Annotated in this window: 16 protein-coding genes; 9 read left to right on the forward strand and 7 right to left on the reverse strand. The window is 72.6% G+C overall.

Features of this window, described 5'->3' with window-relative positions; genetic code table 11:
* Positions 1-7 precede the first annotated feature (7 nt).
* Positions 8-1,297: a dimethylargininase gene (gene ddaH, locus M3147_RS19225; protein WP_285872731.1), complete on the forward strand. Its 1,290-nt coding sequence runs from the start codon at positions 8-10 to the stop codon at positions 1,295-1,297.
* Here ddaH and M3147_RS00660 read toward each other — a convergent pair.
* From M3147_RS00660 to M3147_RS00675, 4 genes are read right to left on the reverse strand one after another with little or no spacing between them, the layout of a single operon-like run.
* Positions 1,269-1,985 (reverse strand): ABC transporter ATP-binding protein, encoded by a 717-nt coding sequence (locus M3147_RS00660; RefSeq protein WP_251201611.1) that lies wholly within the window; start codon positions 1,983-1,985, stop codon positions 1,269-1,271. The genes ddaH and M3147_RS00660 overlap by 29 nt on opposite strands.
* Positions 1,982-3,031 carry an ABC transporter ATP-binding protein gene (locus M3147_RS00665; protein ID WP_251201612.1) on the reverse strand — a complete coding sequence of 350 codons (1,050 nt, stop codon included), beginning with the start codon at positions 3,029-3,031 and terminating at the stop codon, positions 1,982-1,984. The genes M3147_RS00660 and M3147_RS00665 overlap by 4 nt, the downstream gene beginning before the upstream one ends.
* The gene (locus M3147_RS00670) at positions 3,028-5,775 is read right to left on the reverse strand and encodes an FtsX-like permease family protein (protein WP_251201613.1); all 2,748 of its coding nucleotides are present in this window, start codon (positions 5,773-5,775) and stop codon (positions 3,028-3,030) included. Before M3147_RS00670 ends, M3147_RS00665 begins: the two co-directional genes overlap by 4 nt.
* Positions 5,772-8,438, reverse strand: a complete 2,667-nt coding sequence (locus tag M3147_RS00675) for a hypothetical protein (RefSeq protein WP_251201614.1) — start codon at positions 8,436-8,438, stop codon at positions 5,772-5,774. Before M3147_RS00675 ends, M3147_RS00670 begins: the two co-directional genes overlap by 4 nt.
* Before the next feature lie 690 nt (positions 8,439-9,128).
* Between M3147_RS00675 and M3147_RS00680 the strand changes: the two genes are divergently transcribed.
* The 4 genes from M3147_RS00680 (at position 9,129) to M3147_RS00695 (ending at position 15,712) form a co-directional block, all read left to right on the forward strand.
* Positions 9,129-10,907, forward strand: a complete 1,779-nt coding sequence (locus M3147_RS00680; protein ID WP_251202125.1) for an ABC transporter ATP-binding protein — start codon at positions 9,129-9,131, stop codon at positions 10,905-10,907.
* A complete protein-coding gene (locus M3147_RS00685; protein WP_251201615.1) occupies positions 10,904-12,709 on the forward strand; it encodes an ABC transporter ATP-binding protein in 1,806 nt (601 codons plus the stop codon). Before M3147_RS00680 ends, M3147_RS00685 begins: the two co-directional genes overlap by 4 nt.
* Before the next feature lie 385 nt (positions 12,710-13,094).
* On the forward strand, positions 13,095-13,760 hold the full coding sequence (locus tag M3147_RS00690) for a response regulator transcription factor (protein ID WP_251201616.1): 666 nt from the start codon (positions 13,095-13,097) through the stop codon (positions 13,758-13,760).
* Between the two features lie 152 nt (positions 13,761-13,912).
* Entirely contained in the window at positions 13,913-15,712 is a 1,800-nt protein-coding gene (locus M3147_RS00695; RefSeq protein WP_251201617.1) for a sensor histidine kinase, read from the forward strand.
* A gap of 200 nt (positions 15,713-15,912) precedes the next feature.
* Here M3147_RS00695 and M3147_RS00700 read toward each other — a convergent pair whose 3' ends face one another.
* The 3 genes from M3147_RS00700 to M3147_RS00710 form a co-directional block, all read right to left on the reverse strand.
* Positions 15,913-17,433, reverse strand: a complete 1,521-nt coding sequence (locus tag M3147_RS00700) for an HNH endonuclease signature motif containing protein (protein ID WP_251201618.1) — start codon at positions 17,431-17,433, stop codon at positions 15,913-15,915.
* Between the two features lie 100 nt (positions 17,434-17,533).
* Positions 17,534-17,911 (reverse strand): MGMT family protein, encoded by a 378-nt coding sequence (locus M3147_RS00705; RefSeq protein ID WP_308201026.1) that lies wholly within the window; start codon positions 17,909-17,911, stop codon positions 17,534-17,536.
* A gap of 8 nt (positions 17,912-17,919) precedes the next feature.
* Positions 17,920-18,372: a GNAT family N-acetyltransferase gene (locus M3147_RS00710; RefSeq protein WP_251201619.1), complete on the reverse strand. Its 453-nt coding sequence runs from the start codon at positions 18,370-18,372 to the stop codon at positions 17,920-17,922.
* A 217-nt stretch (positions 18,373-18,589) separates the two neighbouring features.
* On the opposite strand from M3147_RS00710, the gene M3147_RS00715 reads away from it, so the two are divergent.
* The 4 genes from M3147_RS00715 to M3147_RS00730 all read left to right on the forward strand — a co-directional run bounded on the left by M3147_RS00715 (position 18,590) and on the right by M3147_RS00730 (position 24,519).
* A complete protein-coding gene (locus M3147_RS00715; RefSeq protein ID WP_251201620.1) occupies positions 18,590-19,807 on the forward strand; it encodes an NADP-dependent isocitrate dehydrogenase in 1,218 nt (405 codons plus the stop codon).
* Between the two features lie 188 nt (positions 19,808-19,995).
* The gene (locus M3147_RS00720; protein WP_251201621.1) at positions 19,996-21,888 is read left to right on the forward strand and encodes a heavy metal translocating P-type ATPase; all 1,893 of its coding nucleotides are present in this window, start codon (positions 19,996-19,998) and stop codon (positions 21,886-21,888) included.
* An 82-nt stretch (positions 21,889-21,970) separates the two neighbouring features.
* Positions 21,971-23,188, forward strand: a complete 1,218-nt coding sequence (locus tag M3147_RS00725) for an ROK family transcriptional regulator (protein WP_439954172.1) — start codon at positions 21,971-21,973, stop codon at positions 23,186-23,188.
* A gap of 65 nt (positions 23,189-23,253) precedes the next feature.
* The gene (locus tag M3147_RS00730) at positions 23,254-24,519 is read left to right on the forward strand and encodes an extracellular solute-binding protein (protein ID WP_251201622.1); all 1,266 of its coding nucleotides are present in this window, start codon (positions 23,254-23,256) and stop codon (positions 24,517-24,519) included.
* Positions 24,520-24,561: the final 42 nt, after the last annotated feature.

Here is a 24,561-nt window from a genome sequence, read left to right on the forward strand (position 1 = left end):
GATGACCATGACGTCCCCCGCGCCAGCCGACCCCGCCGCCGAAACGAGCGGCGACCCAGCCGAGCCCCCCGCGAGACCCGCGCCCGTGCGCCGCACCGGCGGTGGACGCCAGGTGCTCGCGGTGCTCGGATCCGCCGCGGCCGTGGGCGGCCTCGGCTTCCTCGGAGCCCTGCTCGCCTTCTTCATCGGCAACGGGCACACGCCCGAGGTGTTCGTGCAACTGACGGGGCACTTCGCGCTCGCCGGATTCTTCGCCGCCGCGCTGCTCGCGATCTCGAACGCCGCCGGCGCCCTGCGCACCTGGTTCCTCGCCCTCATCTCGGGCTTCGCCGCCGCCGTGCTCGCCGCGATCCTCGCGACCACGGTCACGGTGCTCGCCACCGGTCGGGGCATCTCGGGGGAGCTGTTCCTCTTCGTCGTCGGGTCGCTCGTGAGCCTGAACCTCGTGTTCGTGCTGCTCGTGACCCTCGGGGAGCTCTGGCTCGCGCCGTTCGTGGCCCGCGCCATCCAGTCCTACCAGCCGGAGCGGATGCCTCGGCGCATCGCCCTCGTCCGCATCCCCGCCTCGAACCTCGCCGACGGCGAGCTCACCCACCTCGAGCGGCTGCCGATCGATCAGGCCAAGGCCGACGAGCAGTGGGACAACTACTGCGCCACGCTCGTCGCGGAGGGGTGGGAGACCGTCGAGGTCGACGCCGCACCGGAGCTCGCCGATTCGGTCTTCGTCGAGGACACCGTCGTGCTCTTCGACGATCTGGCGGTCATCACGAGCCCGGGCGCCGCCTCCCGGCGAGGCGAGACCGACGGAGTCGAGCGGAGCGTCCGCGACCTGCCCGGTCTCGAGCTCGCCCGCATCGAGGCGCCGGGCACGCTCGAGGGCGGCGATGTGCTGAAAGTGGGTCGCACCGTCTACGTCGGCGCCTCGAGCCGAACGAATGCCGAGGGCATCCGCCAGCTCCGAACGCTGCTCGGAGGCCGCGACTACACGGTCGTCGCGGTGCCCGTGACCCGGGCCCTGCATCTGAAGAGCGCGGTCACCGCGCTCCCCGACGGCACCGTCATCGGGCACCCGGAGCTCGTCGATGCACCGAGCCTGTTCCCGCGTTTCCTGCCGGTTCCCGAGCGCGAGGGCGTCGCCGTCGTGCTGCTCTCCGACGACACGCTGCTGATGTCGGCGGCCGCGCCGGAGACCGCCGAGCTCCTGTCCGGCCTCGGCTACCGCGTGCTGACCGTCGATATCAGCGAGTTCGAGAAGCTCGAGGGCTGCGTCACCTGTCTGTCGGTGCGGGTGCGCTGAGCCCCGGCGCCGGGCGAGCGGTCCCGACGCCGTCGTGCAGCTCCAGCAGGTGATCGGCCCGCTTCACGAGCGAGGGATCGTGGGTGGTCACGACCGCGGCGACGCCGTGCTCGTGGACGAGCTCGCCGATGAGGTCCATCACCTGTGCCGCCGTGCCGCTGTCGAGCTGCCCGGTCGGCTCGTCGGCGAGCAGCAGCTGCGGACGGGCGACGAGCGCCCTGGCGATGCCCACGCGCTGCTGCTGACCGCCCGAGAGCTCGTACGGGCGCTGTGCGGCGTGCTCGGCCAGGCCGACCAGGCGGAGCGCCTCGGCGACGCGCTGCTCGCGTTCGGCGGGATCGACGCGCTGCAGCCGGAGCGGGACCGAGACGTTCTCGGCCGCGGAGAGCACGGGGATCAGCCCGAAGGACTGGAAGACGTAGCCGAGGCGATCGCGCCGCACCTCCGCGAGGGACGCCTCGTCGAGCGCCGAGAGCTCGAGTTCGCCGAGGTGCACCCGGCCCGAGTCCGGGCGGTCGAGGCCGCCGAGGAGGTTCAGCAGCGTCGTCTTGCCGGCCCCCGAGGAGCCGGTCACGACGAGGAGCTCGCCTGGGCGGACCTCGAGGGAGACCTCGCGCACGGCGTGCACCTCGCCGGCCCGACCCGAGAAGGTGCGGGTGATCGACTCGGCGCGCAGGGTGGCGGTCATGCGGCTCCTCCGTCCGGGGCCGGCCGGTCGCCGGCGGCGGGGTCGGGCGCGGCGTGCCGCCCGCGGCGGCGAGGGGCGTCGTCAGCGGACGGCGCAGCCGACGGGGTCGCGGATGGCACCGGGCCCTGGGCAGGCGCCGCCTCGCGGGGCCGTGGCGGCGGGGCGCCCTCGTGCCCGGGCCAGACGCCCACATGGTCGGGTTCGAGCGCGAGCCGGACGCGCTCGCGCAGTTCGAGCGAGGCGACGAAGTCGTGGGGGAGCTGCAGCCGCCCGACTCGGTCGAGCACCGCGAACTCCTCCGCCACGGCCTGCTCGGCGCCGTGCTCGTCGAGCCGTGTCGAGCGCAGCACCTCGGTGGACGTGCGTCCGTCGCGGATCTGCACGGTGCGACGTACGTGTTCGGAGACCGTCGGGTCGTGCGTGACGATGAGCGTCGTGACGCCGAGCTCCTCGTTCACGCGGCGCATCGCCTCCAGGACCGACGCGCTCGTGGCCTCGTCGAGCTCGCCCGTCGGCTCGTCGGCGAGCAGCACCCGTGGCGCGTTCGCGAGGGCGACGGCGATCGCCACCCGCTGCTGCTGACCGCCGGACAGCTCGCCCGGGCGCCGGTCGGCGAACTCCGCGACCTCGAGCAGCTCGAGGAGCTCGCCGATGCGCGCTGCCCGTGCGCCGCCCTTGACGGTGCCCGCGACGTTGATCGCGAGCGCCAGGTTCTCGGCGGCCGTGAGGTACGGCAGCAGGTTGCGCGAGGTCTGCTGCCAGATGAAGCCCACCGTCCGGCGCTGGTACCCGACGCGTTCACGTCCGCCCATCGTCAGCAGGTCGTGACCGGCGACGCGCGCCACGCCCGCGGTCGCGGTGTCGAGTCCCGAGAGGATCGTCAGCAGCGTCGACTTACCCGATCCCGACGCGCCGACCACGGCGACCATCTCGGCCGCCTCGACCCGGAGATTCAGCCCCTGCAACGCCTGCACCTCGACGCCGTCGGCGCTGAAGATGCGCACGAGGTCGACGCAGAGGATGTGCGGTTCGGCGAGATCGGTCATGATTCCTCCTCCTTGCGGAGCGCTCGGGCGGCATCCACCCGGCCTCCGATGCTCGCCGCGACCCAGGCGCCGATCGCGGAGACGGCGATCGCGCCGACGAGCACACCGCCCACCAGCAGCGGATCGATCGAGATGGGCGGCTGCACGACGGCGCCGGTGAACGCCGCGATGTTGATCGCGGGCAGCACGACCGCCGGCAGCAGCAGTCCGAGCGCGGCGCCGGCGACGACGGCCGCGACGACGACCGGGCCGATCTCCCAGGCGACGAGGGCGCGCTCCTCGCGCCGGCGCAGGCCGAGCGTCGACAGCAGCGGGAGCAGTCGCTCACGCGCGGGGCGGCCGACGACGAGCGTCAGCACGATCGCGAGCGCTGTTGCGAGGCTCGTGAGCACGATCGCGATCGCGAGCGCGATCATCAGCCCCCGGGCGGCCGGACTCTCCGACAGCGAAGTGGCCATGGAGTCCGGCGTCTCGGCGGTCGCCTCCTCGCCGGCGATCGCGACCGCGGCGTCCGCCACCGTCTCGGCGGAGGTGTCGGGCGTGACCCGGAGGAGCACGGTGCGCGGGACGAGCGTGTCGGTGAACGGTCGTGCCTTCGACCGATCGATGAGCAGCCAGTCGCGTCGCGGGGTGACCGCCGTCTCGGCGGTGATGCCGTCGACGACGTCGATCTCCTGCCCGTCGAGCCGGACCCGGTCGCTGTCGGCGAGCCGAGCAGCGAGCGCGCCGGAGGCGAGCACCGGTACCGGGCGGTCGGCGGCGTCGCCGGCACCGAGGACCGCCGGGAGCGGCACGACCCCGCTGCGGCCCTCCTGGACGGCGGTCATCTCGGCGATATCCACGACGACGACCGTCGTCGGACGGCGCTGACCGTCGACCTCGAGCGGGGCGGAGCTCGTGGAGTACACGGGCGCGATGGCTTCGACCCCGTCGATCGCGCGGAGCTCGTCGAGCTGCGCGGTCGTCAACGGGCCCGCGTGCAGTTGGACATCGGCCCCGACCTGGACGTCGGCCGAACGCTCGATCCCGCCCCGGACCGTGCCGAGCAGCACGGCGGAGAACACCGCGACCGCGACGCCGACGACGACCGCGAGCACCGGGACGAGCCCGGCGGACGGGTCGCGCAGCGCGCGGGCTGCCCCGAGGAAGGCCACGAGCGAGCGACGACGCTCGAGCACGGTCACCAGGCGGCGCAGCGGCAGCGGGTAGACGCGGAGCACGATGATGCAGACCACGAGGGCGAGCAGGAGCGGCACCGCCGCGAGCAGCGGGTCGACGCTCGCCGGGCCCGTCGGGTCGGTCCCCGCCAGCCCGCGACGGAACAGCAGCACGACGGCGGTGGCGGCGACGAGCGTCACGGCCAGCTCGGCGATCCAGCGGCCTCGCGCCGCGACGCCGCCCAGATCGGCCCTGGCACGACGCAACGGGCTCAGCTGCCCGGCCGAGGCGGCGAGCAGGACCCCGGGGGCGAGTGCGAAGGCGGCGGCGAGCCACCAGCCGCCGCTGCCCGCCTCGGAGCTCACGGCGAGGATGCCGGCGATGCCGCCGACGAGCAGCCCGGGCAGCCCGATGATCGCCCCTTCGGCGCCGAGGACAGCGCGCAGCTGGGCGGTGGATCCGCCGCGTGCCGCGGCAAGCTCGAGGCCCGTGCGACGGCGTTCGAACACCACGAGCGCGCCGAGCACCAGCACCGCGACGGTGACGCCGATCGGGCCGGAGGCGACGGTCGCGAGCACGGCGTCGACCGCGACGGCCTCGCTGCGCGCCTGGATCAGCACCTCGCGCAGGCCGCTGCGGAAGGTGATGCTGTCGGCGGTGCGGAAGGAGAGCGTCTCGGCGCTCTGGTCGAGCGGCTCGACGCGGGACTCGACCTCGCCGAGCTGGTCGATGAGCGTCGTCACCTGCTCGGCCCGGACCTCCCCGTACTCGAGCGGGAACCACACCTGGAGCTCGATCGGGAGCGAGACCGACTGAACCGTCTCCCACGAGCTCGGATCGAGCATCGCGACGCCCGTGATGATCGGCGGGCTGAGGCCGACCTCCTCCCGGTTCGCGCGCAGCGCCGTCGGCACGTGACTCCAGAACGGATCGGCGGGGTCGACCGCGGTGTACGTGCCGGTGACGACCGCCGGCACCCGGCCGGTCGGGAAGTCGATGGTGCGGGTCTCGCCGACGGCCCACTCCAGCCGCTCGGCGACGGGGACGGAGAGCACGATCTCCATCGGCTCCTCGCCGGGGACGGCGCCGTCGAAGGCGGCCGGCCAGTCGCCCTCGCTCAGCTCGGCATGCTCGCGCAGTCGCGGATCGAAGCCCGGCTGGACACGGTAGATCGTGCTGCCGAGGCTCTGGTCCGCGGTGGTGGCGACGACCGGGTCGCCGACGACGGCGGCGCTCGGCGGGCCGAGGACGGCGCGCAGCTCGTCGGGCAGCCGCTGACGGATCTGCTCGGCCTGCTCCGCCTGCGAGCCCCAGACGGCGGCGACGTCCTCGGGGAGGGTCGACTCGCCCGGTCCGACCGGGGGGCGATTCCTGGTCGACGCGGTCAGGTCGAGCTCCCGCGGTTCGGCGGCCGCCATCGACTGCCGCAGCGACTCCGTGTGCAGTGCGGTGATCGCCCGGGGCAGCGCCACCGCGGCGAAGGCGGCGACGGTGACGAGCACGGCCAGCAGGATCGACGCGGTGGGGGAGGCCTGGAACTGCCGGCCGACGAGGCCAGCGGAGGACAGCCGGGAGTGCCTGCTCATCGCACCTCCTCCCGTCCGGGGCGTCCGGCGGCGGCGGTGACGGTGTGGGCCGAGAGCAGCGCCACCGCGGCCGTCGCCAGCGCGAACGCGGCGAGCGCCGCCGCGAGCGGCCACCACTCGATCGCGAGCGTCGGGGTGAGCGCGGCCGGAGCAGCGGGCACGGCGGCGCGCGCGAGCTCCGCCGCGGTCGCCCACGCGGCGACGGCGCCGATCGCGGCACCGAGCACCATCGCGGTGCCGACGGCCGCGGCGAGCTCGGCGAAGCGCGCCCGCCCTTGCATCGCGGCCGGTGCGCCGAGGGCTCGCAGCACGAGTACCTCGCCACGGCGGGACGCACCGAACGCGGCGGCGAGGGCGATGAGGGCGGCGAGGGCGGCGGCGAGGGCGCCGATCGCCCCGAGCCAGAGGGCCGTGATCGCGGGGGAGACGAGGTTCGCCGTCGATGCGGTGGCCCGGGCGAGCGCCACTGCGCCCCCGGGGCGGTCCCGGTCGAACGCGGCGACGACGGCGGTCGGATCGGGAGTACCGAGCCAGAGCTCGTCCGCGCTCGGCGTGCGGGCGCCGGCGTCGGCCACCGCGGCGTCGAGGTCGGCGCGGTCGGCGAGCACGCCGAGCGCCCCAGCGCCGGGAACGGCCTGCACGACCGCCGCGACCTGCGCGTCGATCGTGCCGTCGGCGCTGCCCAGTCGGAGGGAGATGCGGTCGCCGGGAGCCGCGCTCGTGCCGGCGGCGAGTTGCTCGTCGATCGCGACTGGGAGGAGCGAGGCATCCGCCGCGTCGATCGCCCGGATCGCGCTATGGACGTCGTCGGGGAGCCCCGGCGCCACCTGCGGGAGGGTATCGAGCCCGGTGGCGATGAGCGTCGCCGTCTCCGGGCCGACCCGGATCTCGCGCCGCACCACCGGCTCGACGACGGCCCCGGGCAGTTCCGCGGCGGCGTCGGCCGCGGCGGTCGGATCCGCGGCGCCGACCACCCTGACCTCCCCGCCCGTCGCCAGGGCTGCGGCGTCGGCGTCGAAGCGCTGCCAGCTGCCGGCGACGGTCGCGGTGAGCACGATCCCCGCGACACCCAGCATGGCGGTGAAGGAGGCGGCCGCGAACATGGGCGCCCGACGGGCCAGCTGCCGCAGGGGGAGCGACGGCACGAGCCCCGGCCGCGCCGAGGCGACGCGCTCGAGCAGCCGGGAGACGAACGGCGTGCAGGCGAGGGCGCCGAGCGCGAGGGCGAGCAGCACGAGCACGGGGGCGAGCACGGCGAGCGGGTCGACCGCGGTACCGCCGGCAGCCGTGCGGACGAGCGGCGAACCGTACAGCCGGAACTGCCAGAGGGAGACGGCAGCGGCGACCGCCACGAGCACCGTGCCGCCGAGCGCAGCCGCACGGGTGCCTCGGCCGCTGTCCTCGCCGGTCGAGCGGGTCACCGGTCGCCGCGCCTCGCCCCACGCGCTCCCTGCGAGCAGCAGGACGGCGACGAGCACGGCAGCCGCGGCGACCGCGGCAGCGATCCACATCGACCGCGGCTCGCCCGGGCGGAGCAGCAGCAGCGCGAGTTCCCCCGCCGCGGCGCCGGCGACGGCGGCGGGCGCGGCGACGGCGGCGGCTTCGCCCGCCTGCCACCCCACGAGCTGCCGGGTCGCCGCGCCACGGGCGCGCAGCAGGACGGTCTCGCCGCGACGGGCGCCGGCGAGCAGGGTGCCGAGCCGGCCGAGGGCGGCGATGCCCGCGGCCGCGAGCAGCAGCAGCGGGAGCGGCGTGATCGCGCGCACTGCGTCGAGCCCCGTCGTCGCCGCATCGATGGTGGCGGGCAGGCCGCCGAGCTGGCTGAGTCCGTCTTCGCCGATGCCGGGCTGCGCGGCGAGGGCGGGCGTCGTGCGTGCGATGTCGGCGGTCAGCGCACGTGCCGAGTCCGGGGTGAGCGTGTCGATGATCGGCGTGGCCGTCCAGCGCACCCGAACCGCGACCGGCAGGCGGTCGAGCGCGTCCTCGTCGACGAGGAAGGGGCCCGCTGCTCCGTCGGCCGAGCCGGTGGCGATGAGCGGTTCGCCGAACCAGGCCGGCGCCCTGGCATCGTCCGGCAGCCAGGTGCCGACGACCTGCAGGCGGCGGTCGGCGAGCTCGACCGTGTCGCCGACGGCGAGCCCGAGCGCGTCCGCTGCGCCCGCGTGCACCGCCGTCGGGATGGGGGCGGATGCCTCGCCGGCGTCGGCGTCGGCGTCGGTCTCCGGTGCCGGCTCGGCGGGGTCGTTCGAGGCATCCGGCCAAGCGCCGTCGACGAGTCGCGCCCGCTCGGCGGCCGCCGGGTCTGCGAGGAGCACGAGCCCGGCCTCGGACACGGTATCGACCCCGTCGACCGTCGGGACGGGGGAGCTCTCCGCCGAGCGGGTCCACTCGATCGTCTCGGCGGGAAGCGTCCGATCGAGCACCTCGGCGCCCGCCTCCGCCTGCGCCTCCGGATCGATCGAGCGGCGGATCTCCCAGCGCACGGCGCCGTCGGCCCCCGCGACGGCGCCGATGCGGTCGCGGAGACCGGTGACGGCGGCGCCGGCGGTCTGATCGATGATCGCGGTGCCGACGCCGGCGAGCACGAGGACGACGGCGGCGACGCCGGCGAGCACCCCGGAGCGCGCACGGGCACGAGCCAGTGCCAGCCGTGCCGATGCCACGCGCGGAGCCTCCTCGATGCAGGGTTCGGGTCGCCGCGGCGATCGGTGCAGCGGTGCGCCGGCGTCGAATTCGGACAGCATACCCCGCACCGGGGACTTGCGTACCACTCCGAACTCTGAATAGTCTGTAAGGCTGTCGCACCACGAGTGAGGCAGGCTATGGATCACGAGACGATGACGCAGGAGGACCCGATGTCAACAGCCCACACTTCCGCCCGTTCGGTCGCGGTCGCTGGCGCTGGCATCCGCGCCCCGCGCCGTCCCGCTGCCACGCCGGAGCACTAGCTCCGACACGTCGCGCCGGACGAGGTCCGGCCGAACTGCCGCTCCAGCGGCCACCAGTACCGGGCGCCCCCGATCGCGCGAGCTCCGCTGCGAGCCTCGCCGTCCAGCATCCCGGATCCCGCTTCCCGGCACCGCGTTCCGGCTCCGCTCCAGGCGCCACGACCCGGTTCCGCCTCAGGCACCGCCCCGTCGGCCGCGACGCACCGGTCCGCCATCCGCATCTCACCGCACGCCTCCGCGTGCGCGGCACTGCCGCAGCACGCCGTTCCGAAAGGGCCATCCTTGACCACCCCACCCACCCATCCGCCCGGTCACGCAGCCGAGGCGCCGCGCCTCGGCGCGGTGCGCGCGCTCTGGCGCCTCCGCGAGTTCGCCGGGCCCGCGCTCCCGGCATTCTCGTTGAGCATGGGCGCCGCGCTCGTCGCGCAGCTCTTCGCGCTCGCGATCCCGCAGGTGCTGCAGCAGATCGTCGACGGCCCGCTCGCCGACGGCGATGCGACCGCCGTCTGGCCGCTCGCGATCCTCGTCTTCGTGCTCGGGGCGATCGAGTCGATCCTCTACGCGCTCCGCCGCTGGCTCGTCGTCGGCCCGGGCACCAAGGTGGAGGCGCGCATGCGCGACGCGTTCTACGCGAAGCTCCAGGACCTCCCGGTCAGCTTCCACGACCGCTGGCCGAGCGGACAGCTGCTCTCCCGCGCAGTCAGCGACCTGAGCCTCATCCGCCGCTGGCTGAGCTTCGGACTCGTCCTGACCGGCGCGAACCTCGTCATCATCGTGGTCGGCGTCGGCATCCTCATGTCCATGAACTGGCTGCTCGGGCTGATTTTCCTCGTCTGCTCCCTCCCGCTCTGGTGGGCCGGCTACCGCTTCGAAGGCGAGTACTCCGAGAAGTCGCGCCTCAGCCAGGATCAGCAGGGCGACCTCGCGACCGCGGTCGAGGAGTCGGTGCACGGCATCCGTGTGCTGAAAGCCTTCGGGCGGGGCAAGCACGCGCTGTCGACGTTCCGGGCCCAGGCCGAGTCGCTGCGCCGCACCGAGATGGAGAAAGCGCGCCTCGACGCGAACATCTGGGTGTGGATCATGGTCGTCCCGGCCATCGCGCTCGGCGCCTGCCTCGTCGTCGGCATCTGGCTCGCCGCGAACGGGCAGCTCACGGTCGGCGAACTGGTCGCGTTCTTCGCGACCGCGACGGTCCTCGCCTGGCCGATCGAGTCGATCGGCTTCATGCTCGCGTTCGCGCTCGACGCGCGCACCGCCACCGACCGCTTCTTCGACATCATGGACAGCGAGAACACCATCCTCGACCCCGAGGCCCCGCGCACGCTCGAGCGTCCGCGCGGCGAGCTCGCGTTCGAGGGCGTGCACTTCCGCTACCAGGACGCCCCGTCGCGGTTCCCCGACTTGCTCGACGACGTCGAGCTCGTCGTCCGGCCGGGCGAGACCATGGCGCTCGTCGGCCTCACCGGCAGTGGCAAGACCACGATGACCGCGCTCGCCACCCGGCTGTACGACGTGACCGGCGGCGCCGTCACGCTCGACGGCGTCGACGTGCGCGCGTTCACCCGAGAGGAGCTGCGCCGGCACATCGCGATGGCGTTCGAGGACGCCACGCTGTTCAGCGCCTCAGTTCGGGAGAACGTGCTGCTCGGGCGTCCGGAACTCGTCGGAGACGACCCGGCCGTGCAGGCGGAGGCGCAGCGCGTGCTCGAGGAGGCGCTGCGCATCGCGCAGGCCGGGTTCGCGTACGAGCTGCCGGAAGGACTCGACACGAAGGTCGGCGAAGAAGGCATGAGCCTCTCCGGCGGTCAGCGTCAGCGCCTCGCCCTCGCCCGTGCGGTGGCGGCGAAGCCCGCGGTGCTCGTGCTCGACGACCCTCTCTCCGCGCTCGACGTCACGACCGAGGCGAAGGTGGAGGAGGAGCTGCGCAGCGTACTCGCCGACACGACCGCGCTCATCGTCGCGCACCGCCCCTCGACGGTCATGATGGCCGACCGGGTGGCGCTGCTCGAAGCCGGCCGGATCACCGCCGTCGGGACCCACTCCGAGCTGCTGCGGGAGTCGGAGCACTACCGCTTCGTCATCTCCAGCCTCGAAGAAGAGGAACTCGCCGCGAGCGACCCGTCGGGCCCGTTCGCGCAACCGGAAGAAGAACCCGAGACCGATCGAGAGGAGGTCGCCCGATGAGCGTCACCGGCGTTCAGGGAGAAGAGCGCGAGCACTACACGCGCGCCGAGTCACGGCAGATCCGCCGGCGTTCGATGCGTCTGCTCGGCTCCCTGCTGCATCCGCTGCGGCCCACGCTGTGGCTCACCGTCATCGCGGTCATGCTGTCTTCAGCCGCGCAGGTCGCGGGCCCGGCGATCATCGCCTACGGCATCGACACCGGCATCCCCGCCCTCATCGGGCAGAACTGGTGGCCGGCCGCACTGTCGGGCGCCGCGTACGTGGTCACCGGCCTGGTCGGCGCGTTCCTCATCGCGGTCTACATCCGGCTCTCGGCGCGGATCAGCCAGGCCGTGCTCATCGATCTGCGCACGCGGGTGTTCCTGCACACGCAGAAGCTCTCGCTCGAGTTCCACGAGTCGTACACCTCGGGCCGGATCATCTCGCGCCAGACGAGCGACCTCGACGCCATCCGGGAGCTCATGGACGAGGGGCTCACGCTGCTCGTGCGCGGGCTCATGTACATGGTGTTCACCGCGGTGATGCTCATCATCCTCGACTGGCCGTCGGGCGTGGTGCTGCTCATCGCCCTGGTGCCGCTCGGCATCCTGACCCGGTGGTTCCAGTTGCGATCGCAGCAGCTGTTCCGTCGCTCGCGCGTCGCCTCGGCACGCCTCATCGTGCAGTTCGTGGAGACGATGACCGGCATCCGGGCGGTGCAGGCGTTCCGCAAGGAGCGGCGCAACGAGCGGGAGTTCGGAGCGCTCGTCGAGGACTACCGCGATGTCAACGCGAAGGTGCTCGGCCTGTTCGCCGTGTTCAACCCCGGGCTCGCGCTCATCGGCAACACCGCCGTGGCCGCGACGATCGTGCTCGGCGGATTCCGCGTGGTCGACGGCTCGTTGCAGGTCGGCGTGCTGCTCGCGGCCGTGCTGTACACGAAGCGCTTCTTCGACCCGATGGAAGATCTCGCGATGTTCTACAACGGGTACCAGTCCGCCGCGAGCGCGCTCGAGAAGATCTCGGGCGTGCTGGAGGAGGAGCCGAGCGTGCCAGACCCCGAGCGACCGGTCGACCTGTGGAACGCGAGCGGCCGCGTGCGCTTCGACGGCGTCGAGTTCGCGTACACGAAGGACCGGGTCGTGCTGCCGCGCTTCGACCTCGACATCCCCGCCGGGCAGACGATCGCCCTCGTCGGATCCACCGGCGCCGGCAAGTCGACGCTCGCGAAGCTGATCGCCCGGTTCTACGACCCGAGCGACGGTGCCGTGACGCTCGACGAGCATGACCTCCGCACCCTGCACCCGAAGGATCTGCGCCGCGCGATCGTCATGGTCACGCAGGAGGCGTACCTGTTCTCCGGGTCGGTCGCCGACAACATCGCGCTCGGGAAGCCGGACGCCTCGTTCGACGAGGTGGTCGCCGCCGCGAAGGCGGTCGGCGCGCACGAGTTCATCGAGGGACTGCCGAACGGCTACGACACCGACGTGAACAAGCGCGGCGGCCGGGTGAGCGCGGGACAGCGGCAGCTGATCTCGTTCGCCCGGGCGTTCCTCGCGAACCCGGCGGTGCTGATCCTCGACGAGGCGACGAGCTCGCTCGACATCCCGAGCGAGCGGCTGGTGCAGGAAGGACTCACGAAGCTCCTCGCCGATCGCACCGCGATCATCATCGCGCACCGACTGTCCACGGTCGCGATCGCCGATCGTGTGCTCGTGATGGAGCACGGGCGGATCGTCGAGGACGGTTCGCCGGCCGAACTCATCGGCGGGGACGGGCGCTTCGCCGCCCTGCACGCGGCGTGGCGCGACTCACTGGTGTGACGACGGGATGACAGAGGCGGGGCGGTCCACTCGGGCCGCCCCGCCTCGTCGTCCGCGGGGTCGCGAGAGCGGCTGCAGGCTGCCGCACGCGCGGTGGCGTCGGGGAAGACGGGGACGGGGCTTCGCGCGAAGAGCGCCGGGGTGGTCGGCCGGACGCGGGGTCAGGGACGCGCGGGTGGGTAGGCGGGCGCGTGGTACGGGGCGCGGGGTCGGGGGCGTGCGGCCGGGGGTGTGCGGCCCGGGGGTGTGCGGCCGGGGCGGCGATCGGGAAGCGGACGGCACCCCCGGATTGGGACCTGCCCCGCCGTTTCCAGCGCGATACAGTGAGCGGGGCGGTGTGTCCGCCCACGGCCGCGCCTCCCGAGCGCCGTCGAACGGAGGAGCAATGGGCGATTCGACCACGCCCCTGCGAGTCGTCATCGCGGACGATGCGATGCTGCTCCGCGAGGGAATCCAGAAGGTGCTCGAGGACGCGGGGATCGAAGTCGTCGCCTCCGTCGGGACGGCCGACGAGCTGCTCGCAGTGCTCGACGAAGTCGCGGTGGATGCTGCGGTGCTCGACATCCGCATGCCGCCCGGGCACAGCGATGAGGGGGTCGTCGCGCTCGAACGGATCCGCGCCGGCGGGTCGACGATCGGCGTGCTCCTGCTCTCCATGTATGCCACCCCGGAGTACGCGCTGCGCGTGATGGGCGCGGGCAGCGGCACCGGGTATCTCCTGAAGGAACGCGTCGCCCAGCCGCAGACGCTCGTTCGCGCGGTCGAGACGGTTGCCGGGGGAGGTTCCGTCGTCGATCCCGAGGTCGTCGAGCAACTGGTCGGGCGCAGCCGCGTCGACGACCCGATCTCGCGGTTGACCGAGCGTGAACGCTCGGTACTGGAACTCATGGCGCAGGGATACTCGAACGGCGGCATCGCGCAGGCACTGTTCCTCGGCCTGAAGACGGTCGAGACGCACGTGCGGAGCATCCTGCAGAAACTCGGCCTCGAGGAATCGCCCGACCACCATCGCCGTGTCCTCGCGGTCCTCGCGCTCCTCGGCGAGCGGTGAGCGGGGCGTCGCCCTGGCTGCGCCTGCTTCGGCAGCGAAGACGATGACGAAGATGAAGATGCTGACGACGGTGATGGCGGTGACCGGGTGAGTGCGGTGACTGCGCCGATCGTGGTGTCCGGGGTGACGGCGACGCGGACGGTGATGGCGAGATGATGGCGCCGGGTCGCAACGGCCGCATCGTCCGGCGCACGATCACGCTCACGATCGCCGTCGGCTTGAGCCTGGCGATGGCGGTCGCCGGCTACTGGGCGACACCCGCTGAGGCGCGCCCGGAGACGTCCTACGCGACGTTGCATGCGCTCGTGCCGCTGGTCTTCGCGGCCTGCGCCGGCGTCGCCTGGGCCATCAGTGAGAGCCGCTGGCCGGCGCGCCTGATGGTCGCGTTCGTCGTGCTGTGGATCCCGCAATCGATCTATGCCGTCATCGGCGGCGTCGGGTGGCTCTGGCCGATCGTGCGCGGCGTTGATCTCGGCTGGGCGGTCGTGACCGGCATCATCGTGCTCATCTATCCTCGCGGCGTGCTGCGCGAGCGGTTCGATCGCTGGGTGGTCGGCATCGCGGCTGTCGGCTCGGCGGTGAACCTCCTCGCGGTGCTCCTCCTCGCCGAGCCTGGTGACGGGGTCTGCGCGTGCAGCGCACCGAACCCGTACCGGGTGGCCGCGCTCCCCGAACTGTTCGCAGCGATCGATGTGGGGTACCGAATCATCGGCGTCGTCCTCGCGCTCGCCATCGCGGTGCGGCTGCTGTTCCGGTGGATGCGCGGGAGCGTCCCCGCGAGAACCGTCGCATTCCTCATGCCGCTCGCGCTGCTGGCGTGGGCGACGACGCTCACGGCGCAGGCGGTGAGCTACGCGGCGGAGGCGCGGGGCGATCAGATGCTCGCGACCATCTCCCTCATCGCGATCGCCTCGATCCCGGTGAGCTTCGTCGCGGGAGTCTCCCACGCCCGCAACATGCGGGCCCGCGTCGCCGACCTCATGCGGATCACCCGGGAGGGCGCCGACCGAGGCCTCTGGGCGGAATCGCTCGCCCGAACGCTGCGAGACGCCTCGGTCCGGGTGTACTGGTGGGACGAGGAGCGTGGGGTGTACGCGGATGCCTCGGGGGCGCCGATCCCAGAAGGGGACGCCGATCCCCGGGGGAGCCAGAGCGTGCTGCCGGTGGCGTCGCCGCTCGGGGTGCCGATCGCGCTGATTCGACACGATCGAGTGCTGACGGACAACATGCGCTTGCTCGACGGCGTCTCGAGCGCGCTCAGGCTGTCGGTCGACAACGGGCGGCTCCGTTCGGAGATCGAGCGCACGCTGGCGCACGTGCGGGAATCCCGCCAGCGGATCGTCGAAGCGGGGGACGAGGCGCGGCGGCGCATCGAACGCGACCTGCACGACGGTGCGCAGCAACAGCTCGTCTCACTCGCCATGCGGTTGCGCCGGACAGCTGATCAGGCACGTGACCGGGGTATGCCCGCGATCGCCGACGAGGTCGACGCGGAGATCCTGTTGCTGAACGCCGCGCTGAAAGAGCTTCGGGAGCTCGCGCAGGGGATCCACCCGAGTCTGCTCGCCCAGGGCGGGCTCCCGCTTGCGCTGCCCGAGCTCGCCGGCCGATGCTCGGTGCCGACCGAGGTCCGGGTGGACCTCGTCGGCCGGGTGCCCGAACTCGTCGAGGCGACGGCGTACTTCGTCGTCGCGGAGGCGCTCGCGAACATCGACAAGCACGCCGGCGCCTCGCGCGCATGGATCGATGCGGCGTCGGATGGCGCGGAACTGCGGCTGAGCATCCGTGACAACGGTGCGGGCGGCGCGCGACTCGACCGCGGCACCGGCCTCGTCGGAGTCGTGGACCGGGTGGAGGCGGTCGGCGGCGCGCTCGAGCTTGTCAGCGAGCCAGGCCACGGGACGACCGTCGCCGTCCGGCTGCCGCTCGTCGACGGCGCCAGCGCCCCGTAGGAGGCCAGGTCAGCCGGTAGGAGGGCGGGTCAGCCGGTAGGAGGACAGGTCAGCGCGTACGAGGACAGGTCAGCCCGTAGGAGGACGGCGCCAGCCCCTAGGAGGACGGGGCCAGCGCCCGCACGAGGGCGGCCGCTCGGCAGGAGCCGGGCACCAGGGCCGTCCGGTTGCGTCGGGCGATTCCGGCGCGGGAGCGAGGGTCAGTCGGGAGCGAACGGGTCGAGTACATCGGCCGGCGTCTTCGACGGCATCGCGCGAGGCCGGCGCTCGGGGTCGACTCGAGGTGGTGGGATCAACCAGTACTCCCCGCCCGTCCGTCGCACCTCCCACCCCTCGTTGTGATAGCGGAGGTGGTCGCGTCGACAGAGGAGGATTCCGTCGGCGAGGTCGGTGCGACCCTCGTCGCGCCGCCAATGATCGATGTGATGGGCCTCGGTCCAGGAGGGCGGACGGTCGCACTCGGGATCACGGCAGCCGCCATCGCGCACCGCCATCGCCGACTTCTGCGCCTCGCTGAACAGCCGCTCGTCACGGCCGAGGTCGAGGACCACGCCGTCGTCGAAGCGGATGGGGAGGTACCCCTCGCAGAGCTCGGCGGCGACGCGTGCGAGTGGCACCCGATCGCTGTGCCCCGCGAGAGCGCCGCTGCCGCGGCCTCGCTCGAGCGACGCGGCGTTCACGACGAGGTGCACCGAGGGTCGGCGCTCGCCGAGGAGCCGACCCGGGTTCACCGAGGCGCCGGCGCGGAGCAGCTGCACGAGTCCTTCGGCGGCGTTGCGCTCTCGGGCCAGCCGGGCCTCGGCGTAGGCGCGCTCGCCGTGGACCGGATCGCCGAAGCGTCGCCGAATTCGTCGGTCGAGTCTGCGCGGGTGGCTGAGCCGGTCGAAGAGCGCCTTGACCTCGGCGCCCGCCACCGGCTCGAGCTCGAACTCGCCTCGGATCATTCCGGCCGGCGTCGTCCACATGCGCCAGTACTGGGCTCTCTGCTGGCCCTCGGCGCGCCGGTCGACGCCGGCGGGATCGAGCCGATCCCGCAGCGCCCGAGCGGCCCGTCTGGCCTGATCGGGGGTGCGGTTGCGGCAGGCTGCGACGAGTTCGGGCAGCGCACGGGCGATGCGGACCGCCAGCGGCTCGGCCGGGGACGCGTCGCCGGTGGTCGGATCGACCGCCGGTGGGGCGTCGTCTCCGGGGAGGAGGCCGTCGGGCTCGTCGACAGGGCCGATGCCGGAACGCAGGGCGTCGGCGACCGCGACGGTCAGCTCGCCGCGGGCGAGCGCGTGGCCGATCGCGGCGTGCCACGGTGGGCTGATGGCGGAGGCGGCGCCGGACGCCGCCGCGCCTGCGTCGACTGGAGCGTCCGGATCGGCCACCCGGTCGGCCGCGTCGGCATCGTTCGGCTCGGCCGCCGCGGCGATTCGACCGACTTCGAGCAGGGTTTCGGCCTCGCGGCGGCTCGCGCCGGTGACGTGCTGCACGAGCGCGGTGGCGGTCGCGTGGCCGTCACGACGAGCGAGCCCCTGCGAGCCGAACTCGGTTCGCGAGCGACGTGCGGCCTCGGCCACCCCGAGCGCCTGGAGGCGTTCGATCTCGTGGCGCAGCTCGCTCAGCGCGCGGAGGGTTTCGAGGAGTTCACGGTCTGAGCGATCCGCCGGTTGCCACGAGCGTGCGGCGGTGCGCATCGCCTCGCCGAGTGCGGCGAAGGGTGGGTAGGCGGCGGGCATGGACTCATGTTGCGCTGCGGCGCCGGGCGCGTGGGCGCGCAAGAGGTGATCGGTGGAGAGCGCGGGGGGCTGCGAGGGTGTGGGGGAGGGGGCTGCCGCCTCAGGCGCGCCAGCGGCAGGCCGCGAGATCGATGCGGTAGCCGTCCTCGGTGTCGGCGGGGAGCAGCGGAGTGCCTTCCCGCTCGTACTGCGCGCGGGCGGCTGCGCCGTGGCCGCTCGGCGGGTGCCCGCCCGCGCGGATGACCCGCCACCAGGTCACCGTGCCGCCTGAGCGCGCCATCACCCGGCCGACTGCCCGGGCACCCCGGGTGCCGAGGATCGCCGCGACGTCGCCATAGGTCGCGACGCGGCCGGCGGGAATGTCGGCGACGACTGCCAGCACCGCGTCAGCGAAGCTGCCGAAGGCGTCGGCACCGTCGGCACCGTCGTCGCCCTCAGCGCCGACACCACCGGTCGAGCTCGCATCGTCGAGCGGCACGGGCCCGCTCAGAGCTCGAGCGCCCCGATGATGTCGCCGTAGGCGGTCTCGCCGACGTCGACGAAGCCGACCCGGTGGAAGAAGGCCTCGGGACCCTCGTCGCCCGGCTCCCAGAGCACGGTGATGCGGTCGAAGCCGCGCTGCTTCGCCTCTTCGGCGAGGGCGGTGGCGAGGAAGCGACCGACGCCCTGCCCCTGGACCTCGGCGTCGACGTTGATGCGCCAGATGCACGCTCGGAACTCCTCGTGCACGTTCTCGGGGTCGAAGTTGCCGTGGATGAACCCGACGACCCGGTCGTCGAGGAGCGCCACCCGCTGCCAGGCGGTCTGCGGGTTCACGACGGAGGCCTCGGCGGAGTAGGTGACGGGGGCGATGAACTGCTCCTGCCCGGGCTTCAGCGACAGCGTGTTGGCCGCGACGATGTTCGAGGCGGACAGGTCTTCAAGTCTCAGCGCACCCATGCGAACAGGCTAACGGCTCGCGGCCCGTGCCGGTATCCGCCTCTGGTCCGATCCTCCGAGGGCCCGTCGTTCGGCGGATCCGCGCACCGGGATCTCTCGATGTCGAGATATTCGCGCGACACGGTAAACTGTCCGGCGGCGCGAACTCGCGCCCCGCCGGTTCTCGAGCCCGCACGACGGGCCCGCTTCCCCGCCCGCATTCAAGGAGACATCCCTTTTGTCGAAGATCAAGGTTGAAGGCACTGTCGTCGAACTCGACGGCGACGAGATGACGCGCATCATCTGGCAGGCCATTAAAGACCAGCTCATCCACCCCTACCTCGACGTGAACCTCGAGTACTACGACCTCTCGATCCAGAAGCGCGACGAGACCGACGACCAGATCACGATCGACGCCGCGAACGCGATCAAGCAGCACGGCGTCGGCGTGAAGTGCGCCACGATCACCCCCGACGAGGCGCGCGTCGAGGAGTTCGGCCTGAAGAAGATGTGGCGTTCGCCGAACGGCACGATCCGCAACATCCTCGGCGGTGTGATCTTCCGCGAGCCGATCATCATCTCGAACATCCCGCGCCTCGTTCCCGGCTGGAACAAGCCGATCATCGTCGGCCGCCACGCCTTCGGCGACCAGTACCGCGCCACGGACTTCAAGTTCGACGGTCCCGGCACGCTCACCATGACCTTCACCCCGCAGGACGGCTCCGAGCCGCAGCAGTTCGAGGTCTTCCAGGCCCCGGGCGCCGGCGTCGCGATGGGCATGTACAACCTCGACGAGTCGATCCGCGACTTCGCGCGCGCCTCGCTGAACTACGGCCTCTCGCGCAACTACCCGGTGTACCTCTCGACGAAGAACACGATCCTGAAGGCCTACGACGGCCGCTTCAAGGACCTGTTCCAGGAGGTCTTCGACACCGAGTTCAAGGAGAAGTTCGACGCAGCCGGCCTCACCTACGAGCACCGCCTGATCGACGACATGGTCGCCTCCTCGCTGAAGTGGGAGGGCGGCTACGTCTGGGCCTGCAAGAACTACGACGGCGACGTCCAGTCCGACACGGTCGCGCAGGGCTTCGGCTCGCTCGGCCTCATGACGAGCGTGCTCACCACGCCCGACGGCAAGATCGTCGAGGCCGAGGCGGCGCACGGCACGGTCACGCGCCACTACCGCCAGCACCAGCAGGGCAAGCCGACCTCGACGAACCCGATCGCCTCGATCTACGCCTGGACGCGCGGTCTCGCGCACCGCGGCAAGCTCGACGGCAACGAGGAGCTCATCGAGTTCGCGAACACCCTCGAGGACGTCGTCGTGAAGACGGTCGAGTCGGGCGCCATGACGAAGGACCTCGCGCTCCTCGTCGGCCCGGAGCAGGAGTACCTGACGACCGAGGGCTTCCTCGACGCGATCGACGCGAACCTCAAGGCGCGCCTCGCGGCCTGACGACGCGGGCCGCGATGCGGCCGACGATGAAGGGCGGATGCTTCGGCATCCGCCCTTCGTCGTGCCGGGTGAGCGGGCGCAGCGGGCAGGATGCCCCGCGAGCGGAGCGGATGCCGGGCGCGAACGCCGCCCGCGTCGTAGGCTGGGCCCATGACCGGCGCGGGGGAGCCGGCGGGAGGAGCGGGCTCGTGGCACGGATCCTGCGCATCGCCAGGCGCTACTGGGCGGTCACCCTGACGGTGATCGTGGGGCTCACGGGGATCGTGCTGTGGGCGGCGGGCGCCGGCGCGGCCGTGCCGTGGCTGTTCAGCGTCTATGCGCTCGCCATCGCGGCGTGGCAGGGCGTCGGCATGGTCCGCGACCTGCTCCGCGGTCATTGGGGCCTCGACATCCTCGCGATCACGGCGATCGTCGCGACCGTGCTCGTCGGCGAGTACATCGCCGCGGTCGTCGTCGTGCTGATGCTCACCGGCGGCGAGGCGCTCGAGGACTACGCCAACCGCCGCGCGAAGCGAGAGCTCGACGCGCTCCTGACGAGGGCCCCGCAGCAGGCGCACGTCCGCCGGGACGGCGAGATCGTCGACGTGCCGGCCGACGCCGTGCGCCCCGGCGACGTGCTGCTCATCCGGCCCTCGGAGCTCGTCCCGGTCGACGCGGTGCTGCTCTCCGCCGAGACGACGATGGACGAATCGCAGATCACGGGCGAGAGCGTGCCGGCCGAGAAGCACTCCGGCGATGCGGTGCTCAGCGGTTCGGTGAACGGCAGCGCCGCGGTCGAGGTGCGGGCGACCGCGACGGCTGCCGACAGCCAGTACCAGCAGATCGTCGCGCTCGTCGCCGAGGCCTCCGAGTCGAAGGCGCCGGTCGTGCGACTCGCGGATCGCTACGCCGTGCCGTTCACGGTCTTCTCGCTCGCGCTCGGCGGCATCGCCTGGTGGGTCTCGGGCGACCCGGTGCGCTTCGCCGAGGTGCTCGTGCTCGCGACCCCGTGCCCGCTGCTCATCGCGGCGCCGGTCGCCTTCCTCGGCGGCATGAGCCGGGCGGCGAAGAACGGCCTCATCGTGAAGTCCGGCGGCGTGCTCGAGCTCCTGGCACGGGTGCGCACCGCCGTGTTCGACAAGACCGGCACGCTCACGAGCGGTGAGCCGGAGCTCGCGGAGATCCGCCCGGAGGCGGGGTTCGACGAACGGGAGCTGCTGCGTCTCGTCGCGAGCGCAGAGCAGTACTCCTCGCACGTGCTGGCTGCTGCGATGCTCCGCGCGGCTGCGGCGCGGGGGCTCGTCCTGGCCGAGGCGGACCGCGCGGGCGAGACCGCCACGAACGGCGTCGTGGCCACGATCGAGGGCCGCGAGGTGGTGGTGGGCAAGTTCCGCTTCGTCGCCGAGCACGCGCCGGATGCCCGGCGCACCGAGATCGCCGCGGGACAGCTCGCGGTCTACGTCGCGATCGGCGGTCGCTACGCGGGCGCGGTGCTCGCCGCCGACCACGTTCGCCCGGACGCCGCGGCCACCCTTGCCGAACTGCGCCGGCTCGGCGTGGAGGAGACGATGATGCTGACCGGTGACGCCGAGGCGACCGCGCGGCACATCGCCGAGGAGCTCGGGATCACCAGAGTGCACGCGGAGTGTCTGCCGGGCGACAAGGTGCGCGATGTGCAGGCGGTCGAGCGTCGGCCGGTCATGATGGTGGGCGACGGCGTGAACGATGCGCCGGTGCTCGCCGCGGCCGACGTCGGGGTCGCGATGGGAGCGAAGGGGACCACGGCCGCGAGCGAGTCGGCGAACGTGGTCGTGCTCGTGGATGAGATCGCCAGGGTCGCGCGCGCCGTTCGAATCGGGCAGGACACGGTTCGGATCGCGCTGCAGAGCATTTGGCTCGGCATCCTGGTGAGTGTCGGGCTGATGCTCATCGCGGCGTTCGGGGTCATCCCGGCGACGCTCGGCGCGGTGCTGCAGGAGGTCGTGGACCTCGTTGCCATCCTCGCCGCGCTCCGGGCGATCGGCGGGCGACTGGACCGGCGGGAGACGGCCCCGAGCGAACCGCGAGTGCCGGCGGCGGCGAGTGGGTCGTCGGTCCGCTGAGGCGGATTACAACTCGATAACGAGGGGCTCGCATCGGGAATTCCTCTTGCGCGAAGTTTGTTCGTAAGCTTTACTAACTTTCGTGACTGCTACGGAAGCACCTCGTGGAACGGCGCAGGCGGAGCTCGCGGGCCCCGCCACCGGCGCCAGTGCGCTGGCCGGGCTCTCGAGCCGGAGCCGCGCCCTTCGCCCCTCTGGCAAGGTGCTGCCCGAGCACGCGCGCAGCCACAACCGCGCGCTCGTGCTCCAGACCCTCTACACGACCGGCGCGCAGAGCCGAGCGGACCTCGCCCGCGGGACCGGACTCACCCGCGTCACCGTCTCCGACCTCGTCGCCGAGCTGATGGCCGAGGGGCTCGTCGTCGAGCTCGGCCAGCGCGAGGACGCCCGCCCCGGCAAGCCCGCGACCCTCCTCGACGTCGACCGTGGGGCGTTCCGGATCGTCGGCATCGACGTCTCCGGGCACCGTGTCGTCCGCGGCGCCGTGCTCGACCTCTCCGGCGCCATCCTCGAGCGCGCCGAGTCGCCGCTCGGCGGCGCGACGGGGGAGCGGGCGTTCGAGCTCGTCGCGGAGCTCGCCGCGCGGCTCGCCGCCCTCGCCACCGCCCCGGTGCTCGGGGTCGGCATCGGCACCCCCGGTGTCGTCGACCCCCGTGGCACCGTCCGCTCGGCCCCCAACCTCGGCTGGACCGACCTGCCCCTCCAGGCCAGGCTCTCCGCCCGCCTCGGCCTGCCCGTGCACGCCACCAACGACGCCAACGCCGCCGTGCTCGCCGAGCACGGCGCCGCCGAGGCCGACGACCTCATGCTCGTGAAGATCGGCCACGGTGTCGGTTCCGGCCTCATCGTCGGCGGCCGCCTCGTCACCGGTTCGGGATTCGCCTCCGGCGAGATCGGCCACGTCGTCGTCGGCACCGACGGCGGCCCGCGCTGCGTCTGCGGTCGCGACGGCTGCCTCGAGGCCTGGCTCTCAGTGCCCCGCCTCACCGAGCAGCTCGACGCCCTCGGCGCCGACGCCGACGAGGCGGCCCGCGCCGAGGTCCTCGCCGAGGCCGGCCGCCGGCTCGGCATCGTCCTCGCGCCCGTCGTGGGCGCCCTCGACCTGCCCGAGATCGTGCTCAGCGGTCCGGCTCACCTGCTCGACGGACCGCTCATCGACGCGGCCCTCGAAACGCTCCGGAAGCGGACGATGGCGGAACAGACCCGCGATCTGAGGCTCCGGATGACCGCGCACGGGCAGGACATCGTCCTGCACGGCACGGCCGTCATGGTCCTGTCCGGAGAACTCGGGGTCTCGTAGACGAGCCCTCGCCCTGAGAGAACAGCGTCCTGCTGCTCCTTCACCCCCAGAAAGGAAACAACGCAATGCGGAAACTCGGCATCGTGGCCCTCGGCGCCGCTGCTGCGCTCACCCTCGCCGGCTGTGCCTCGGGAGACGCCGGCGGCGGGTCCGGCGAGAACGCCACCATCCGCGTCTGGCTCGTCGGCACCGACACGCCCGACACGGCTCGCGACTACCTGGTGAAGACCTTCGAGGAGGAGAATCCCGGGTCGAAGCTCGTCATCGAGGAGCAGGCCTGGGACGGCCTCGTCGACCGCCTCACCACGAGCCTGTCCGGCTCGGACAGCCCCGATCTCGTCGAGGTCGGCAACACCCAGGCCGCCGCGTTCACCTCGGCGGGCGCGTTCCTCGACCTCACCGACCAGTACGACGCGCTCGGCGGCGACGACCTGCTCCCCGGCTTCGTCGAGGCGGGCAGCTACGACGGCAAGTTCTACGCCGCACCGCTGTACTCCGGCTCGCGTCTCGTCTTCTACAAGAAGGACGCGATGGAGGCGGCCGGCCAGACCGTGCCGACCACGCTCGACGAGTACGTCGCCACCGGCGCCGCGCTCGCCACCGCGAACCCCGGCAAGTCGGGCATCTGGTGGCCCGGTCAGGACTGGCGCAACGCGCTTCCCTTCGTCTGGGAGAACGGCGGCGAGATCGCCGTTCAGGACGGCGACACGTGGGACGCGCAGCTGAGCTCGCCCGAGTCGCTCAAGGGCCTCGAAGAGGTCCAGCAGGCGATGCAGACCGCGTCGGTCGCGCCGAAGGACGCGAACGAGACGAGCCCCGAGGTCGGCTTCTGCGACGGCACCACGCTGCAGCTCTCGGCCCCGAGCTGGGTCAAGTTCTCGATTCTCGCCCCGGTCGACGCCGAGGCCCCCGGCTGCCCCGACCAGGAGGACAACCTCGGCGTCTACGCCCTCCCGGGCAAGGACGGAGGACCCGCTCAGGTACTCGCAGGCGGCTCGAACATCGGCGTGTCGGCCAAGTCGGCGAACCCTGACCTCGCGGTCGAGGCGCTGAAGATCATCCTCTCGGACGAGTTCCAGACGATCTACGCCGAGGGCGGCCTGGTCCCGGCGAAGCTGTCCGTTGCAGACAAGCTCGGCACTGATGATGTCGCGAAGGCGATCGCTGCTGCTGCCGGCAACGCGAAGGCCACGCCGACGTCGCCCCGCTGGGCGGACGTCGAGGCCGCCCGCATCCTCGAGGACCTCTTCGTGAACATCGCCCAGGGCGGCGACGTGAAGACCCTCGCCGAGGAGGCGGACAAGCAGATCGAGGACATCCTCAACAGCTAGTCGGCACCCCACCGACGAAGCGAGTCGGTACCCGCCGACTGC

The organism is Agromyces mediolanus (assembly GCF_023715325.1).
In the GTDB taxonomy this organism is placed as follows: domain Bacteria; phylum Actinomycetota; class Actinomycetes; order Actinomycetales; family Microbacteriaceae; genus Agromyces; species Agromyces mediolanus_A.

Bases quoted from the DNA above. Each gene is read 5' to 3' on its own strand.
- ddaH (WP_285872731.1), top strand. From the start codon at position 8: ATGACGTCCCCCGCGCCAGCCGACCCCGCCGCCGAAACGAGCGGCGAC.
- M3147_RS00660 (WP_251201611.1), bottom strand. From the start codon at position 1,985: ATGACCGCCACCCTGCGCGCCGAGTCGATCACCCGCACCTTCTCGGGT.
- M3147_RS00665 (WP_251201612.1), bottom strand. From the start codon at position 3,031: ATGACCGATCTCGCCGAACCGCACATCCTCTGCGTCGACCTCGTGCGC.
- M3147_RS00670 (WP_251201613.1), bottom strand. From the start codon at position 5,775: ATGAGCAGGCACTCCCGGCTGTCCTCCGCTGGCCTCGTCGGCCGGCAG.
- M3147_RS00680 (WP_251202125.1), top strand. From the start codon at position 9,129: ATGGGCGCCGCGCTCGTCGCGCAGCTCTTCGCGCTCGCGATCCCGCAG.
- M3147_RS00685 (WP_251201615.1), top strand. From the start codon at position 10,904: ATGAGCGTCACCGGCGTTCAGGGAGAAGAGCGCGAGCACTACACGCGC.
- M3147_RS00690 (WP_251201616.1), top strand. From the start codon at position 13,095: ATGGGCGATTCGACCACGCCCCTGCGAGTCGTCATCGCGGACGATGCG.
- M3147_RS00695 (WP_251201617.1), top strand. From the start codon at position 13,913: ATGATGGCGCCGGGTCGCAACGGCCGCATCGTCCGGCGCACGATCACG.
- M3147_RS00700 (WP_251201618.1), bottom strand. From the start codon at position 17,433: ATGCCCGCCGCCTACCCACCCTTCGCCGCACTCGGCGAGGCGATGCGC.
- M3147_RS00710 (WP_251201619.1), bottom strand. From the start codon at position 18,372: ATGGGTGCGCTGAGACTTGAAGACCTGTCCGCCTCGAACATCGTCGCG.
- M3147_RS00730 (WP_251201622.1), top strand. From the start codon at position 23,254: ATGCGGAAACTCGGCATCGTGGCCCTCGGCGCCGCTGCTGCGCTCACC.